This is a genomic window from Agromyces allii (genome assembly GCF_009749385.1).
In the GTDB taxonomy this organism is placed as follows: Bacteria; Actinomycetota; Actinomycetes; order Actinomycetales; family Microbacteriaceae; genus Agromyces; species Agromyces allii.
Map to the genome: position 1 here is coordinate 1 of NZ_WBIN01000015.1, position 14682 is coordinate 14682.

The 14682-nt window shown below is 71.8% G+C and carries 17 protein-coding genes; 9 read left to right on the forward strand and 8 right to left on the reverse strand.

Features of this window, described 5'->3' with window-relative positions; genetic code table 11:
* A partial coding sequence (locus GQR16_RS20100) for a rhamnogalacturonan lyase family protein (RefSeq protein WP_484456022.1) occupies nt 1–1046 on the reverse strand: 1046 nt, incomplete at its 3' end.
* Nucleotides 1047–1209: 163 nt separating this feature from the next.
* On the opposite strand from GQR16_RS20100, the gene GQR16_RS17605 reads away from it, so the two are divergent.
* On the forward strand, nt 1210–1863 hold the full coding sequence (locus GQR16_RS17605; RefSeq protein ID WP_157416475.1) for a metal-dependent transcriptional regulator: 654 nt from the start codon (nt 1210–1212) through the stop codon (nt 1861–1863).
* A gap of 195 nt (nt 1864–2058) precedes the next feature.
* Nucleotides 2059–3399, forward strand: a complete 1341-nt coding sequence (locus GQR16_RS17610; protein WP_246200920.1) for a serine hydrolase domain-containing protein — start codon at nt 2059–2061, stop codon at nt 3397–3399.
* An 83-nt stretch (nt 3400–3482) separates the two neighbouring features.
* Here GQR16_RS17610 and GQR16_RS19660 read toward each other — a convergent pair whose 3' ends face one another.
* Both GQR16_RS19660 and GQR16_RS19790 read right to left on the reverse strand, forming a co-directional pair.
* Nucleotides 3483–3623, reverse strand: coding sequence for a hypothetical protein (locus tag GQR16_RS19660; protein ID WP_170298554.1), 141 nt, complete (start codon nt 3621–3623; stop codon nt 3483–3485).
* A 33-nt stretch (nt 3624–3656) separates the two neighbouring features.
* The gene (locus GQR16_RS19790; RefSeq protein WP_211373574.1) at nt 3657–4274 is read right to left on the reverse strand and encodes a peptidoglycan-binding domain-containing protein; all 618 of its coding nucleotides are present in this window, start codon (nt 4272–4274) and stop codon (nt 3657–3659) included.
* 187 nt (nt 4275–4461) lie between these two features.
* On the opposite strand from GQR16_RS19790, the gene GQR16_RS17620 reads away from it, so the two are divergent.
* From GQR16_RS17620 to GQR16_RS17650, 7 genes are all read left to right on the forward strand, one after another.
* Nucleotides 4462–6108, forward strand: coding sequence for an FAD-dependent oxidoreductase (locus tag GQR16_RS17620; RefSeq protein ID WP_211373575.1), 1647 nt, complete (start codon nt 4462–4464; stop codon nt 6106–6108).
* Nucleotides 6105–6485 carry a UBP-type zinc finger domain-containing protein gene (locus GQR16_RS17625; RefSeq protein ID WP_157416476.1) on the forward strand — a complete coding sequence of 127 codons (381 nt, stop codon included), beginning with the start codon at nt 6105–6107 and terminating at the stop codon, nt 6483–6485. Before GQR16_RS17620 ends, GQR16_RS17625 begins: the two co-directional genes overlap by 4 nt.
* Before the next feature lie 139 nt (nt 6486–6624).
* Entirely contained in the window at nt 6625–7941 is a 1317-nt protein-coding gene (locus GQR16_RS17630) for a M12 family metallopeptidase (RefSeq protein WP_157416477.1), read from the forward strand.
* A 2-nt stretch (nt 7942–7943) separates the two neighbouring features.
* Nucleotides 7944–8933: an MvdC/MvdD family ATP grasp protein gene (locus tag GQR16_RS17635; RefSeq protein WP_157416478.1), complete on the forward strand. Its 990-nt coding sequence runs from the start codon at nt 7944–7946 to the stop codon at nt 8931–8933.
* Nucleotides 8930–9271: a hypothetical protein gene (locus tag GQR16_RS17640; RefSeq protein WP_157416479.1), complete on the forward strand. Its 342-nt coding sequence runs from the start codon at nt 8930–8932 to the stop codon at nt 9269–9271. The genes GQR16_RS17635 and GQR16_RS17640 overlap by 4 nt, the downstream gene beginning before the upstream one ends.
* A gap of 105 nt (nt 9272–9376) precedes the next feature.
* Nucleotides 9377–10174, forward strand: a complete 798-nt coding sequence (locus tag GQR16_RS17645) for an HAD-IIA family hydrolase (RefSeq protein WP_157416480.1) — start codon at nt 9377–9379, stop codon at nt 10172–10174.
* A gap of 23 nt (nt 10175–10197) precedes the next feature.
* The gene (locus tag GQR16_RS17650) at nt 10198–10674 is read left to right on the forward strand and encodes a hypothetical protein (RefSeq protein WP_157416481.1); all 477 of its coding nucleotides are present in this window, start codon (nt 10198–10200) and stop codon (nt 10672–10674) included.
* Nucleotides 10675–10702: 28 nt separating this feature from the next.
* On the opposite strand, the gene GQR16_RS17655 is transcribed toward GQR16_RS17650, so the two are convergent.
* From GQR16_RS17655 to GQR16_RS17675, 5 genes are all read right to left on the reverse strand, one after another.
* Nucleotides 10703–10882, reverse strand: a complete 180-nt coding sequence (locus GQR16_RS17655) for a hypothetical protein (protein WP_157416482.1) — start codon at nt 10880–10882, stop codon at nt 10703–10705.
* A gap of 89 nt (nt 10883–10971) precedes the next feature.
* Nucleotides 10972–11640, reverse strand: coding sequence for a DUF4166 domain-containing protein (locus GQR16_RS17660; protein ID WP_157416483.1), 669 nt, complete (start codon nt 11638–11640; stop codon nt 10972–10974).
* Complete coding sequence (locus tag GQR16_RS17665; protein ID WP_157416484.1) at nt 11637–12194, reverse strand: SRPBCC family protein; 558 nt, start codon at nt 12192–12194, stop codon at nt 11637–11639. The genes GQR16_RS17660 and GQR16_RS17665 overlap by 4 nt, the downstream gene beginning before the upstream one ends.
* A 102-nt stretch (nt 12195–12296) precedes the next feature.
* Complete coding sequence (locus tag GQR16_RS17670; protein ID WP_157416485.1) at nt 12297–13229, reverse strand: nucleoside hydrolase; 933 nt, start codon at nt 13227–13229, stop codon at nt 12297–12299.
* 13 nt (nt 13230–13242) lie between these two features.
* The gene (locus GQR16_RS17675) at nt 13243–14553 is read right to left on the reverse strand and encodes a hypothetical protein (RefSeq protein ID WP_157416486.1); all 1311 of its coding nucleotides are present in this window, start codon (nt 14551–14553) and stop codon (nt 13243–13245) included.
* Nucleotides 14554–14682: the final 129 nt, after the last annotated feature.

Here is a 14682-nt window from a genome sequence, read left to right on the forward strand (position 1 = left end):
CGGCGGGGGGGCGGGGGGGGCCCGCGCCCGCCCCCCCCCCCGGCGGGGGGCCCCCCCCCCCCCCCCCCCACGACCTGGGGGTGCTCGGTCCAGCCCTGGAACATCTGCACGAGGTGCTCCTCGTAGTCGGCCGCGCTCAGACGGTAGTCGTCGGCGTTCGAGTAGCCGGCCGCGACATCCGCCTCCGGCATCGTGATGTACGCCTCGCCCGCGACGGAGCCGTCGGCGGCGTACCGCACCGACTTCGTGCCGGGGGCGGTCTTCAGCATCGTCTCGGAGCGGCCGTCGCCGTCGAAGTCGTAGACGAGGAACTGCGTGTAGTGCGCGCCCGCACGGATGTTCACGCCGAGGTCGAGGCGGTTCAGCAGCGTGCCGTCGAGCTCGTACGTGTCGAGGTAGACGGTGCCCGTGTAGCCGACCTGCGAGACGTCCTTCGAGTTCGAGGGGTCCCACTTCACGATGTACTCGTAGGCCCCGTCGCCGTCGACATCGCCGACCGAGACGTCGTTGGCCGAGTACGTGAACGCCTCGCCCTTCGGCGTGATGCCGTCGGCGGGCTTCTGCAGGGGCAGGTCGTGGAACCCCAGCGCCCAGGCCGAGACGGGGGCGGAGGTCGCGAGCTCGACGCCGTTGACCACGGGCGAGACGGTGTACGTCGCGGCGGCGGTGCCCGCGGCATCCGCGTAGTTGGTGCTGTCGGTGACGGTCGCGACCTTCACGCCGTCGCGGTAGACCGTGAAGTCGGGGCCCGCGAGGCCCGTGTCGGTGGCGCCCGTGGCCTCGGTCGCGAGCAGTCGCCAGCTGAGGAACACGCCCTCGCTCGTGGCGACGGCGACGAGCCCGCGGTCGAGGGCCTCGAGCTGCGGCTTCTGTGCGGCGGGCTGTTGGCGGGTGGCTGCGGTCGAGGCGGCGGCCGTGGCTGCGGCCTCGACCGCGGCGGTGCCGGCGACCGGTTGCGCGGCCGCCGCCTGCGCCGAGCCGGCGATCAGGCAGCCCGCGGCGACGACCGCCAGGGCGGCGCGGAACGGATGGGTACCGAGATTCATCGTCGAATCCTTCTCTGGGCCTGAGCCCGTTGGATAGCGCTTTCCGTGCGTGACCGAACCTATCCCCCGTTCGAGGGGTGGTCAAGACTTCGGCCGAGAAATTGACACGATTCATCACGGCCCGTCCGATCGCGCCTCGAGCCCGCCCGATATCCTGAGACCGATGCCTGCCACCAGCCCTGCGATCGAGGACTACCTCAAGACGGTGTACGCCCACACCGAGTGGCAGCCCGACCCGATCACGCCGAAGGCGCTCGCCGACAAGCTCGGCGTGGCCCCGTCATCCGTCACCGAGATGGTGAAGAAGATGGCGGCCAACGGGCTCATCTCGCACGTGCCCTACGGTCCGCTCCGGCTCACGGATGCCGGCAGGGCCCGCGCCCTCTCGGTCGTGCGACGGCACCGGCTCATCGAGACCTGGCTCGTCGCCGAGATGGGCTACGCGTGGGACGAGGTGCACGACGAGGCCGAGGTGCTCGAGCACTCGCTGAGCGACCGCCTGCTCGAGGCCATCGACGTGCGGCTCGGCCGCCCGACGCGCGACCCCCACGGAGATGCGATCCCGTCGGCCTCGGGCGAGGTCGCGAGCGAGCCGTTCGTGCTCCTCTCCGAGGCGCCGACCGCACACGTCGGCCGGGTCATCCGCATCAGCGACCGCGACCCCGAGGTGCTCCGCGAACTCGAGCGTCGCGGCATCCGCCCGGGTGTCGAGATCGTGGTGACGGATGCCGCGGGCGAACCCGTGACCCTGCAGGCCGCGGGCGAGGCGGGCGAGCTGGCGCGCGACGTCGCCACCGCGATCTGGGTCACCGCCTGACGCGGCCGCCCTGCGCGTCACGCACGCCTGAGGTGGATTCGACGCCGCGAGGTCGGCTCGAACTCACCTCGCCGCGTCGAACCTCACTCGGGCGAGGCGGCACCGGGCGGGGCGGCCGGGCGGGGCGGGCGGGCGGGGCGGCGTGGATCCCGACCCCGATGCGGGTTCCGGCGACTTCCCTGTTAGCATCCCGCGGTGCGTATTCTCCGCCGGACAATGGTCGTCCTCCTCGTCATCGTGCTCGTTCTCGTGGCGGGGGTCGTCGCCGTCTACTGGTGGCAGCGGCCGATGCTGCTCACCGGCACGGGGTACGCGGCGCACAACGCCTGCGCGGTCACCGAGGTGGGCGGGCGCGACGACCCGGCCGCCGACCTGCCGCCGAACCCGCTCGTGCCGTACCTGCGGTACGCGACCGACGGCGATGAGACCACCGGTTCGCTCTTCGGCGTGCTCGCGGCGCAGCACGCCTGGTACGCCGAGGGCTTCGGCTGCACGCTCGACGGTGATCGCCCCGACCTCGGCACCGCGACGCCCGTGACCTCCGAGGGCAACCCGTTCACCGACGCCCCCACGCCGGCGGCCGACCCCGCGCTCGACGCGGCGGTCGCGCACGCGTTCGGCGACGACCTCCCGCCCGCCGTGGCGGAGGCGCTCGGCACGCGCGCCGTGGTCATCGCCAAGGGCGGCGAGCTCGTCGCCGAGCGGTACGCCGACGGTTTCGACGCGACGACGCCCCAGCTCGGCTGGTCGATGTCGAAGAGCGCGACCGAGCTCATGACGGGCATGCTCGTGAAGCAGGGCGTCGTCTCGCTCGCCGACGACGACCTGCGCCCCGAGTGGACCGATGGCCGCGCCGACATCACCGTCGAGCAGTTGCTGCGCATGACGAGCGGCCTCGAGTGGGACGAGACCTACGATCTCGGCACGCCCATCACGCAGATGCTCTACGGCGAGCGCGACATGGGCGCCTACGTCGCGGGCCTCCCCCTCGAGAGCACGCCGGGCACCGTGCAGGAGTACTCGAGCGGCAGCACGACCCTGCTCTGCTCGATCCTCGCCGAGCGCACGGGCCTCGGCGCCGACCTGCCGCGCCAGAAGCTGCTGGCGCCGCTCGGCCTCTCGTCGGGCATCTTCGAGCCGGATGCCGCGGGCACGCCGGTGTGCTCCTCGTACCTCTGGGCGACGCCACGCGACTGGACCGCGCTCGGCCAGTTCGCCCTGCAGAACGGCGAGTGGAACGGGGAGCAGCTGCTGCCCGAGGACTGGATGGAGCAGACGCTCACCATTCCCGACGTGAAGGTAACCGATGATCCCGGTTACGGCATGGCCTGGCGCGTCAACGTGCTGCCCGACGGCAGCCCCCGCTGGCCGAACCTGCCCGCGGACACGTTCTACGCCTCGGGCCACGACGGCCAGAAGGTCATCGTGGTGCCCTCCGAAGACCTCGTCGTCACCCGCCTCGGCTTCACCCCCGAGGCCGACGACGAGCCCTCAGAGGTGCAGCTCGTGGCCGACGCGATCGCCGCACTCGGCTGACGTCGGACGGTCGGGCGGGCGGGCAGCAGGCGGGCGGGCGTCAGGGCGGTCGGGCGTCAGGGCCTTCGGGCCGAGTCCGTCCGCTAGGTCGGCTCGGTCACGCGCACCAGGCCGCAGTTCACGCACGACCACGCCACCAGGAAGCGCTCGTCGTCGAGGATCTCGAACCTGAGCGGATCACCGCAGGTCGGACAGGCCCGCGGGTCGGGAGCGTGCGTCGTCATCCGGTCAGCCTACGTACCCGCCGATCGCCGCGCTCAGTCGTGTTCGCTCCGAAGGAGCAGCTTCGCGAGACCGGCGTAGGTGTTCGGCCCGGGCACGCCGTCGATCGGGCCGGCGTAGCCGCCGCGCTGCGCGATGCGCTGCAGGGCCTTCCACGTGTTCGGTCCGGGAACGCCGTCGACGGCGCCCGCGTATCCGGAACCGGTGAGCACGACCTGCACGCCCTTCCACGAGTTCGGCCCGAGCACGCCGTCGTAGGGGCCGAAGTAGCCGCCGATGCGCGCCAGCACCTGGAGCGCGGTGTTCGTCTCAGGGCCGGGCACCCCGTCGACGGGGCCCGCGTAGCCGAATCCGGCGAGCACGGTCTGTACGCCCTTCCACGAGGCGGGCCCCATGACGCCGTCGGCGGGGCCCGTGTACCCGCCCTTGGCGGCGAGCCGCTGCAGCGCGGCCCAGGTCGCCGGGCCGGGCGCACCGTCGAGGGCGCCGGTGTAGCCGTAGCCCTTGCACGTCTGCTGGAGCGCCTTCCACGTGTTCGGCCCAGGAACCCCGTCGTTCGGCCCGGTGTACCCGCCGGCCCGGGAGAGCCGCTGGAGGGTGATGCCGTCGGCGGCTGAGATCGAGACGGCTGCGTCGGCGTGCTCGGTGGCCATGATGTGCTCCTTCGTCAGTGCGGTTCGGTGGGTGTACTGATTCGGGTTCGTGACCAGCATGGCGCGGCGGGCGGCGCGCTGTCGAGGACTTCTCCGTGCTGCGCGACGGTCGCCGCGGCATCCGTTCACCGAACCGAATCGAAAACCCGCCCTCCCAAGAACGGGCATCGTCATGCACCATGGGGAGATGGGAGCCTCAGCAACCCGCAAGATCCCCGAACCGACCGACGAGCAATGGGGTCGGATGCTGCGCTACGGCGCACCGACCGCGACGCAGGCGGGTGACGTGCTGTTCGCCGCCGGCGATCGTTGGTACGACCTCGTGCTCGTCGAGTCGGGAGCCGTCGACATCGTGCGCGAGCCGCTCAAGTGGATCGAGGAGACGCGCATCGCCACGCTCGGCCCGCGGTCGTTCGCCGGCGAACTCGGCCTGCTCAACGGGCAGCGCGCGTTCCTCACGGCACGCGTGTCCGAGCCGGGCGTCGTGCACCGCATCGATCACGCGGCGCTCCAGCGCATGATGGCCGAAGACGACGAGCTCTGCGACCTCATGCTCCGCACGCTCTGGGCCAGGCGTGAACAGCTGCGCCGGGGGCCGGCCGCGTGGACGCTGAAGATCATCGGGTCGGGCCGATCCCGCGACGCGGTGGCGCTGCGGCGCTACGCCGAACGACTCGATCTCGTGCACACCTGGGTCGACATCGACGACCCGGAGGTCGCAACGGCGTACTCGAACCACGGCTTCTCGCTCGCCGACCTGCCGGTCGCGATCGTGCAGGGCGAGAACCTGCCGAACGCGACGCCCGGAGAGCTCGCCGAACTGCTGGGGCTCGCGTATGCGGCCGAAGACGACGCGACCGTCGATCTCGCGGTCGTCGGCGCCGGGCCGGCCGGGCTCGCCGCCGCGATCTACGGCGCCTCCGAGGGGCTGCAGACCGTGCTGCTCGACGCGGTCGCACCGGGCGGCCAGTCGTCGGCGACCTCGCGCATCGAGAACTACCTCGGCTTCCCGTTCGGCGTCAGCGGCGACGACCTCACCGCGCAGGCCTCGCTGCAGGCCATCAAGTTCGGCGTGCACGTCATCGCCCCGTGCGAAGCCGTGCGGCTCGACCCCGGCGCGGGCCTGCTCGAGCTCACGCTCGCCGACGGTGCGGTGGTGCGCGCCCGAGCCGTCGTCGTCACGACCGGCGTCGCCTACCGTTCGCTCGACCTCGAGCGGTGGAAGGAGTTCGAGGGAGCCGGCATCCACTACGCGGCGTCGACGCTCGAGCTCCGGCAGGTCGCCGGCGGCGAGGTCGTGGTCGTGGGCGGGGCCAACTCGGCCGGCCAGGCCGCCCTCGCACTCGCGGCGAGCGGATGCCGCGTGCGACTGGTCGTGCGGGCCGACGACCTCGGGCGGCAGATGTCGAGCTACCTCGTCGACCGCATCACCGAAGACGGCCGCATCGACGTGCACACCGGCACCCAGGTGACCGGGCTCGACGGCGGAGGCACGCTCGAACGCGTCACGCTCGGCGGTGCGACCGATCAGACGGTCGAGTGCCGCGGCCTGTTCTGCTTCATCGGCGCCGAGCCCGCGACCGAGTGGCTGGGCGGACTCGAGCGCGACGACGAGGGCTTCGTGCACACGGGCGCCGACGTCGTCGGACTCGGCAACGACTGGCGGGCGCTCGGCCGCATGCCACTGCCGTTCGAGACCTCGATCCCCCGGGTCTTCGCCGCCGGCGACGTGCGCCGCGGCTCCATGAAGCGCGTGGCCGCCGCCGTCGGCGAGGGGTCGAGCGCGGTCGCCTCGGTGCATCGGGCGCTCGCCGCTGCGGAGGTGTTCGCATGAGCGGGATCGAACGCGGTACCGACCGTGAGATCGACGTCGAGTCGGTCGGCGAGCTCGCGCCCGCGCCCACCGGCACCGGCTGCGACGACTGCATCGACGGCGGCGGATGGTGGTTCCACCTGCGCCGCTGCGTCGACTGCGGCGCCGTCGGATGCTGCGACTCGTCCATCGCGCAGCATGCCCGCCGCCACTCCGAGACGACCGGCCATCGGGTCGCGACCTCGTTCGAGCCCGGCGAGCACTGGTTCTGGGACTACGTCGACGAGCAGCCCGCGCCCGCCGTTCCGCTGAGCCCGCCGTTCTCCCGGCCCGAGAGCCAGCCGGCGCCCGGCCCCGAGGGCCGCGTGCCCGAGGCATGGCGCGAGCTGCTGCACTGACCCGACGTGAGAATGAGGATTCCTCACCCCTAGGGGTCACCCCTGATCCCGTCTTCCTCCCCTCGGAGCATGATCGGCCACGAGACCCGGATCCACCGGATCGAGCGGGCCGAGGCCCGCATATCGAGAGGAGTGGAACATGGCTGAGAAGAAGCCACCGGCAGGCGGGAGTCGGGTGCGCTCGACCCGAACCGCCAAACCGCCGGCACCGAGGCACTGCGAGGAGGCCGACGGCCCGATCGGCGGCACCGCGCTCATCGACGGGTTCGGATTCACCTCGAAACCCGTCGTCTGGGCCGAGGTCGACGGGCTGGCGATCGTCGAGGGCGACATCATCATCGGCACCGCCGACGAGGCGCGTGCCGTCGATGTCTCGCGTCTGACCAGCGACCCCGAGGGGGTGCTCCGCTCGGTCGGCATCAGCGGCGCCCAGTTCCGTTGGCCGAACGGACGCGTGCCGTACGAGATCGCCTCCAACCTGCCGAACCCGTCGCGTGTCACGAACGCGATCGCGCACTGGCAGGCGAAGACCCCACTGCAGATCGTGCCGAGGAACGGCGAGGCGGACTTCGTGCGCTTCGTCGACGGCGGAGGATGCTCCTCGTCGGTGGGCCGACGGGGCGGACAGCAGAACATCGTGCTCGGGTCGGGCTGCGGGGTCGGCAACACGATCCACGAGCTCGGGCACGCCATCGGGCTCTGGCACGAGCAGTCCCGCCAGGACCGCAACTCGTTCGTGCAGATCCACTTCGAGAACATCGAGTCGGGCAAGGAGTCGAACTTCAACCAGCAGATCAACGACGGCGACGACCTCGGCGCATACGACTTCGGGTCGATCATGCACTACGGGCCGACGGCGTTCTCGAAGAACGGGCAGCCGACGATCGTCGCGATCGCGCCGATCCCCGCGGGCGTCACGATGGGGCAGCGCGACTCGCTCTCCGCCGGCGACATCGCGGGAGTGAAGCTCATGTACCCGAACCTCGCCTGGCCGAAGACGGTGATCAAGGAGCACTTCAAGGAGGTCGCGAAGGACCCGATCATCGACGCCGGGGTCGGCGGAGGCAAGCAGCTCACGAAGGAGCACTTCAAGGAGGTCGTGAAGGAGCCGTTCAAGGAGATCCGCAAGGAGCCGATCAAGGACCCGATCATCGACGTGCAGAAGCGACCGGGCGACGAGGTCCTCACGACGCTCGTCGAGCAGCTCGGCGGCATCCGGCCGGGAGAACTCGTCACGAACCCGGCACTCCCGTTCGTCCTCGGGCGCGAGAGCGGCTTCGTGGGTCGCTTCCAGGCGGCTGCGGCCGCGCAGGCCGGGGTCGCCGATCCCGTGGATCCGACCGAGGCGGCCGCACGGCGCGCCGTCGCCCTCGCCGAGGCGGTGACGGCGCTCGACTCCGTGCGCGCCACGCTCGCGGCGGTCGCCGACGACATCGCCGCAGAAGCGGGACTCTGACGATGATCCTCGTGGTCAGCTACCCCGGAGACGACCACACCGCGGCCGTCGTCGAGCTCCTGCTCGGCGACGGCCGCGAGGTCGTGCTCCTCGACGCCGGCTCGCTCGGCAGCACGAGTTCGCTCGAACTCGGCTACGACCGCTCCGGCCCGACGGCGCACCTCGTGAGCGAGGCCGGCGAGTTCGACCTCTCCACCGCGAGCAGCGGATGGTGGCGGCGCCTGCGCACCATCGAGGCCGATCCGTCGATCGTCGATCCCGCGGCGCTCGGCTTCGTGCACAGCGAGACGGCCGAGGTCTTCGACGGCGTCGTCGCCTCGCTCGACGCGAGCTGGATCAACCCGCCCGCCGCCGACGCACGGGCGCACCACAAGCCGCTGCAGTGGAGCGTCGCGTCCACCGTCGGACTCGGCCTGCCCCGCACGATCGTGACCAGGAGCCCAGAGCGGGCGCGCGCGTTCGTCGACGAGCTCGGCACGACGGGCGTGATCACGAAGGCGTTCCTCGCCAGGGCGGACGCCTGGCGCGAGACGCACCGACTCGAGGCATCCGACGTCGAACGTCTCGACCAGGTGCGGTTCGCGCCCACGATCCTGCAGGAGTACGTGCCGGGTGTCGATCTGCGCGTCACGATGATCGACGGCGAAGCGTATGCGGCCGAGATCGACGCGACCGGCACGAGCCTGCCGTCCGACATGCGCATGGTGCTCGACGAGGCCGACGTGCAGGCGACCGTGCTGCCCGACGGGGTCGTCGCCGCGCTGCGGCACCTCATGGCCGAGCTCGGACTCGTGTACGGCGCGATCGACCTGCGCCGCACCCCCGACGGCGAGTACGTGTTCTTCGAGGTGAATCCTGCGGGGCTCTGGCTGTTCGCGGAAGAGCTCACCGGCCTGCCGATCACGGCCGCGCTCGCCGACGCGCTCCGCCGCAGGGATCGCGACCCCTCGCAGATGCGGGCGCGCGCGCCGCGTGACATGGTGGTCGCATGAGCACGCGATTCGGCACCATCGTCCTCGACGAACGGGCGACCCCGGGCACGGCGAGCGTCATCGTCAGCCTCGAAGACGCCAGCATCGCGGATGCCTCGTCGGTCCGTCTCGCCGAAGCGGTGCTTCCCGCGACGACGATCGTCCCCGGCGGGCGCATCCCGTTCGACATCGAAGCCGACGACGACCTCCCCGTCGGGGTCATCGTGCGCGTGCACGTGGACTATGCGGGCGACCGCGAACTCGACCGCGGAGACCTCTACTCCACGATCTCGATCCCCGCCGAGGTGCTCGGCGACTCGCCCGACCGGCGGGGCGAGGTGCCGGTCGCGGTCATCTGACGGCCGCCCCGCGGCATCCGCTGCCCTGCGATCTGCGGATGCCGCGGCATCCGCCCGTCCTGCGACCGTCAGCAGGCGGGGAGGTTCGCCCCATAGGCTGGGCGCATGGGACGACGCGAAGAGGTCGAGTGCTGGCTCACCGACATGGACGGCGTGCTCGTGCACGAGAACCACGCCCTGCCCGGCGCCGCCGAGCTGCTGCAGCAGTGGGAGGACGACGGCACGCCGTACCTCGTGCTCACGAACAACTCGATCTTCACCGCGCGCGACCTCTCGGCGAGGCTCCGTTCGAGCGGCCTCAACGTGCCCGAAGACCGCATCTGGACCTCGGCCCTCGCGACCGCGGACTTCCTGAAGTCGCAGCTGCCCGGCGGCACGGCGTTCGTCATCGGCGAGGCCGGCATCACGACCGCGCTGCACGAGGCCGGCTTCATCATGACCGAGACGAACCCCGACTACGTGGTCGTCGGCGAGACCCGCAACTACTCGTTCGACGCGATCACGAAGGCGATCCGCCTCATCGGCAACGGCGCGCGCTTCATCGTCACGAACCCCGACGCGACCGGCCCCTCGAAAGACGGCCCGCTCCCGGCGACCGGCGCCATCGCGGCGCTCATCACGAAGGCCACGGGCATGGAGCCCTACGTCGTCGGCAAGCCGAACCCCATGATGTTCCGCTCGGCGCTGAACAAGATCGGCGCCCACTCCGAGAACACGGCCATGATCGGCGACCGCATGGACACCGACATCGTCGCGGGCATCGAGGCGGGCCTCCACACGATCCTCGTGCTCACCGGCATCAGCGACCAGGCCGAGATCCAGAAGTACCCGTTCCGCCCCGACGAGATCCTCGACGGCGTGCACGAACTGCTCCGCAAGGAGCCCGTCGAGACCGAGCTCTGAACGACATCTCCGAGGAGGACGCCATGATCGAACTCACCGACATCGACCTCGACGACGACGGCGAGCTCAGCGCCGTCGTCTCACTGCCCGGCGACCGCCAGGCCGCGGTGCTCTTCGCGCTCGACGACGACGAGCGGTACGACGCCGCCGAGATGCTCGCGATCACGCAGCGCGCGCTCGTCCCGCTCACCGGCGAGGTGCTCGACCGCCTCGAAGACGAGATCGTGCACGAACTCGTCGACTCCGACTTCGAGGGCGACGCCGACGCCCCCGAGGCATCCGACTACGCGCTCCTCGCCGGCGAGCTCGACCTCCAGGGCGCGATCGTGTCGAGCGATGCCACCCTCGTGCTCGTCTACGACGCACCCACGCAGTACCCGAGCCTCGCGATCTACGCCGAACTCGACGGCGCGCTCGAGATCGAGGTGCTGAGCGTGGCCGAACCCGACGAAGACGACGAAGACGACGAAGACGACGAAGAGGTCGAGCGGGGCGACTGACCGGTCGGCCGCGTCGAGCCTCGGCGCCCTAGAGCCCTCGCCAGACGTCGGACTGCGCCTTGCCGCGATCGACGTCGAGCATCGCGTCGGCGGACTCGCGGTCGCGCGCCCGCGTCTTCTCGGAGCGGCGTCGGTTCGAGAACATCCACTGCGTGAGCCCCCAGAGCGCGGCGATGCCGATCAGCCCGGCCCAGAACGTCCAGTCCATGGCAGCCTCCTCCGGCGACGGGTTCGAGATGCTCGAATGCTACCGCCGCGACCTGCGCGACGGCTCCGAAGCCGGACGCGTGGCCGCCCTCAGGTGCGGAGTTCGTGCCGCACCGGCTTCACGTCGTCGGGCGCATCGGATGCCGCGACCCAGTCGCACGCGAACGTGCCGCGGTAGCCGAAGAGGAACCCGAACCGGTCGTTGCGCACCTCGAGGTCGATGCGGAACAGCCCGAGCTCGTCGTCGAACCGCTCCCGCAGGTGCGCGCGACCGCTGAACAGCATCGGGAACCGGAACGCGATCGGCCCCTCGTAGAAGCGCTGCGCCCCCGACGTCAGCATCAGGCCGCCCTCGTCGTCGACCGCGAGGTCGAGGTCGACGGCGAGGTGCTGATGCGTGCCGAGGTAGTCGACGACGCGCCCCTCGACCAGGATCATCGTGGCGTCGAAGCGCCGCCGACGCCCGCCGATGTCGTACTCGCGCACGAACGTCACCGTCTCGCGGCCGAACGGGTCCAGGTACGGATGGTTGTCGATGCGGAACGGCACATCGGTGCCGACATCGGGCACGAGGATGTTGCGCAGACGCCCGATCTGCAGGAACGGCACGGTCCACCACGGCCCGCGCCGGATCTCGCTCATGACCCCGCGCCCGATGCACGCCTCCCCGGAGTCGAGGCTCACGCCGAACCGACGCTGCAGCATCGGGTGCAGTCGCGCGAAGTCGTCGCCGAGCGCCGTCTCGAAGATGGAGGTCACGAGCCGGCGCTCCACCGGCATCGGCCGGCCCTCGGCCGATCGCCCCGCCAGAACCAGAGCACGCTGTGCAGCGGCCAGCGCTCGGGCTCCTCGCCGCGCTCGATCCAGATGCGCAGCCGGTCGAGGCTCCACGCCGTCGCCCAGGCCAACGCGGGCCGCACGACGAGATCGAGCGGGCCCCAGCCCGGCTCGTAGTCGTAGCCCGTGACGAAGCGCGTGCCACCGGCATCCGTCGTGTACCGCCAGTAGCCGCGCCCCGAGCGGATCGGCGAGAGCGGATCGGACGTCTCGAAGCGCAGGGCCGAGGTGCGCGAGCCGTCGGGGCGGTCGGTCTCGCCGAGGCTCTCGCCGACGCCGTGCACGGTGTGGAAGGGAACGCGCCGGGTGTACGTGAAACGCCGCGCCGCGGCATCCGTCGTCCACTCGTGCGCGGGCACGATGCTCGAGAAGCGGAGATCCCATCTGGCGTGGTCGACCGGGGACTGGGTCAGCCGCCAGACCCGTTCGAGGTCGGCGGCGATCGTCGTCTCGACCGTGATGCCCGAACCTGCCACCCGACGAGGCTAGTGCCCCCGTGCGCCATCAGGTGCGAACCATCGGGTGCGACCGATCGGGTGCGACCGATCGGGCCGGGCGTGCGATACGCCTCGGGCTGCTCAGGCGAGGCGCGCGACTGCGTCGGCGACGCCCGCCCAGAACCGCTCGACGTCGAGGTCGACCGCGATCCACGCGTTCGGCTCGCGCCGGAGCATGCCGTCGAAGTCGACGCTCGTGGCCCCGGTGGTCTCGGTGCCGGCGAGCTCGATGTCGAGGCGCGTGTGCCGCACGACGACGGATGCCGGGTCGGCGAGCACGGCGACCGCGACGGGGTCGTGCAGCGGCCCGTCGGGCATGCCGAAGACCTCGTCGTTGGTGCGGCAGAAGAACTCGAGCAGCTCGTCGCCGAACGCCGCGGTGCGCGTGCCCACTGCGGCGAGGCTGGCCCGCACGGCCGGCGTCACGAGCGCACGGTGCGTGACGTTGAGCCCGACCATCGTGAACCGGATGCCGCTGCGCAGCACGAGGTCGAGCGCCTCGGGGTCGACGAGGGCGTTGAACTCGGCGTACGGGGTCGCGTTGCCGCGCTCGGTCGAACCGCCCATCCAGACGATCTCGCGGATGCGCGGGGCGAGGTCGGGCCGGTCGCGCAGCAGCACGGCCACGTTCGTGATCGGGCCCGTCGCGATGATCGCGACCGGCTCTCGCGACGCCTCGAGCACGTCGGACATGAGCTCGGTCGCCGTGCGCGGGTCGAGCGGCACGGTCGGCTCGGGCAGCACGGGGCCGCCGAGGCCGTTCTCGCCGTGGATCCACTCGGCCGTGACGAGCGGGCGCACGAGCGGACCCGACGCACCGGCCGCGACCGGCACGTCGACGACGCCGGCCACCGACAGCACGATGCGCGCGTTGCGGCTCGTGTGCTCGAGCGGCACGTTGCCGCCCACCGTGGTCACGGCACGCAGGTCGAGCGCCGGATGCCCCGCGGCGAGCCACAGGGCGAAGACGTCGTCGTGACCGGGGTCGCAGTCGACGATGACCGGGATGCTCATGCGGGGCGCGCGATCAGGCGGTCGGGCCGGGGCCGGCGATCGAGCCGGTGATGGCCTCGCCGCCCGAGCGGTTGGCGAAGCAGTAGTACGTGCGTTCGCCCGCGGCCCACTGCGTCTCGTTCACCGGGTAGCTGCCCTGCACCTGCAGATCGGGTATGCCGGATGCCGCCGCCACGTCGACGATGCCCGCCGCCGTGCACAACGTGTTCATCTGCGCGCCGAGCTCGGCCTCGCCGGGGAACGGTGCCGCCTCGTCGCCGGGGAGCGTGCCGCGGTAGACGAGCTGAGCCGCGTGTGCGACACCGCAGTCGACGACCGTGTACTCGTCTTCCCAGGCGGAGGCGAACGGATCGAGGCACTCGCCGCCGAACAGGGTGTTCCACGCGTGCACGCCCATGGGCTGCGGCGCCGTCGGCTCGGGGGCCGGGGTGTCGGATGCCTGTTCGCTCCCGGTCTCGCTCGCCGAGGGGAGCGAAGCCGCGCCGCCGCCTCCGATGATCTGCTTGCCGAAGAAGAAGAGCCCGGCCAGCACGACGAGCACGAGCAGTCCGCCCGCGACCCAGATCAGGGGCTTGGCCGGTCCGCGCCCGCCGGAACCCTTGGACGAGCCGGAGCCGCCAGACGAGCCGGAACCGCTTCCGCCGTTGACGCCCGATCCGCCGCTCTGGCGGCCGGAGCCGCCGGATGCACCGAAGCCGTTGTTGCCTGCGCCGCTCCCGCTGCCGGAGGCACCGTTCGAGCCGCCGCCGTACCCGCCGCGACCGGTGCCGCCTGCACCGCCTGCGCCGCCTGCGGGAGTGCCGGATGCCGCACCGAAGGCCGCGAAGCCGCCCGACGCGGCGCGACCGGATGCACCGGCGCCGGCCGCCGCGAACGCGCCGGCGGAGCCCGCGAACCCGGCACCCGCGGCCACGCCGACCGGACCGGTCGGGGCGAACAGCGAGGCGAACGGGTTGTCGTCGGGCTCGTCGGCCGCGACGCGCTGGTCGGCCCCGGAGTACTGCTCCCACGGGTCGGCGGGAGCGACGGGCAGGCGCTGCGTCGCGCCCTGCTGCGCGAACGGGTCGTCGCGCGTCGCGTCGTCGGCGAAGGCGAACGGGTCGTTCTGGAACGCGTCAGTCGGCGCCGGCTCGTGCTGCTCGGGAATGACCTGGAGCATCGCGGTGGCGGCCGAGGGCTCCTCGGAGGCGCGTGCGGCGAACCAGTCGCCGTCGTCGTCCGAGTCCGTGTCGGACGCCTGGTCGAGCGCGAACGGGTCGTTCGAGGCGAACGGATCGTTCGAGGGGGTGGGCTCCACCTGCAGGCCGGCCGGCTGACGCATCACGCCGGCATCGTGAACCACGGCGACCACCCCGACCTCGACGCCGTGCACGAGGCGCTCGGCGCCGTCGGTATCCCGAGCGAGTTCCTGCCCGCGTCGGAGGCCGGTGCACGCTGGCCCGGCCTGCGCTTC

What these genes read in the sequence shown, in the direction of transcription:
- GQR16_RS17640 (WP_157416479.1), top strand. Translation starts at nt 8,930, where the DNA reads ATGAGCACGCGATTCGGCACCATCGTCCTCGACGAACGGGCGACCCCG.
- GQR16_RS19660 (WP_170298554.1), bottom strand. Translation starts at nt 3,623, where the DNA reads ATGACGACGCACGCTCCCGACCCGCGGGCCTGTCCGACCTGCGGTGAT.
- GQR16_RS17625 (WP_157416476.1), top strand. Translation starts at nt 6,105, where the DNA reads ATGAGCGGGATCGAACGCGGTACCGACCGTGAGATCGACGTCGAGTCG.
- GQR16_RS17635 (WP_157416478.1), top strand. Translation starts at nt 7,944, where the DNA reads ATGATCCTCGTGGTCAGCTACCCCGGAGACGACCACACCGCGGCCGTC.
- GQR16_RS17655 (WP_157416482.1), bottom strand. Translation starts at nt 10,882, where the DNA reads ATGGACTGGACGTTCTGGGCCGGGCTGATCGGCATCGCCGCGCTCTGG.
- GQR16_RS17670 (WP_157416485.1), bottom strand. Translation starts at nt 13,229, where the DNA reads ATGAGCATCCCGGTCATCGTCGACTGCGACCCCGGTCACGACGACGTC.
- GQR16_RS17605 (WP_157416475.1), top strand. Translation starts at nt 1,210, where the DNA reads ATGCCTGCCACCAGCCCTGCGATCGAGGACTACCTCAAGACGGTGTAC.
- GQR16_RS19790 (WP_211373574.1), bottom strand. Translation starts at nt 4,274, where the DNA reads ATGGCCACCGAGCACGCCGACGCAGCCGTCTCGATCTCAGCCGCCGAC.
- GQR16_RS17630 (WP_157416477.1), top strand. Translation starts at nt 6,625, where the DNA reads ATGGCTGAGAAGAAGCCACCGGCAGGCGGGAGTCGGGTGCGCTCGACC.
- GQR16_RS17645 (WP_157416480.1), top strand. Translation starts at nt 9,377, where the DNA reads ATGGGACGACGCGAAGAGGTCGAGTGCTGGCTCACCGACATGGACGGC.
- GQR16_RS17650 (WP_157416481.1), top strand. Translation starts at nt 10,198, where the DNA reads ATGATCGAACTCACCGACATCGACCTCGACGACGACGGCGAGCTCAGC.
- GQR16_RS17620 (WP_211373575.1), top strand. Translation starts at nt 4,462, where the DNA reads ATGGGAGCCTCAGCAACCCGCAAGATCCCCGAACCGACCGACGAGCAA.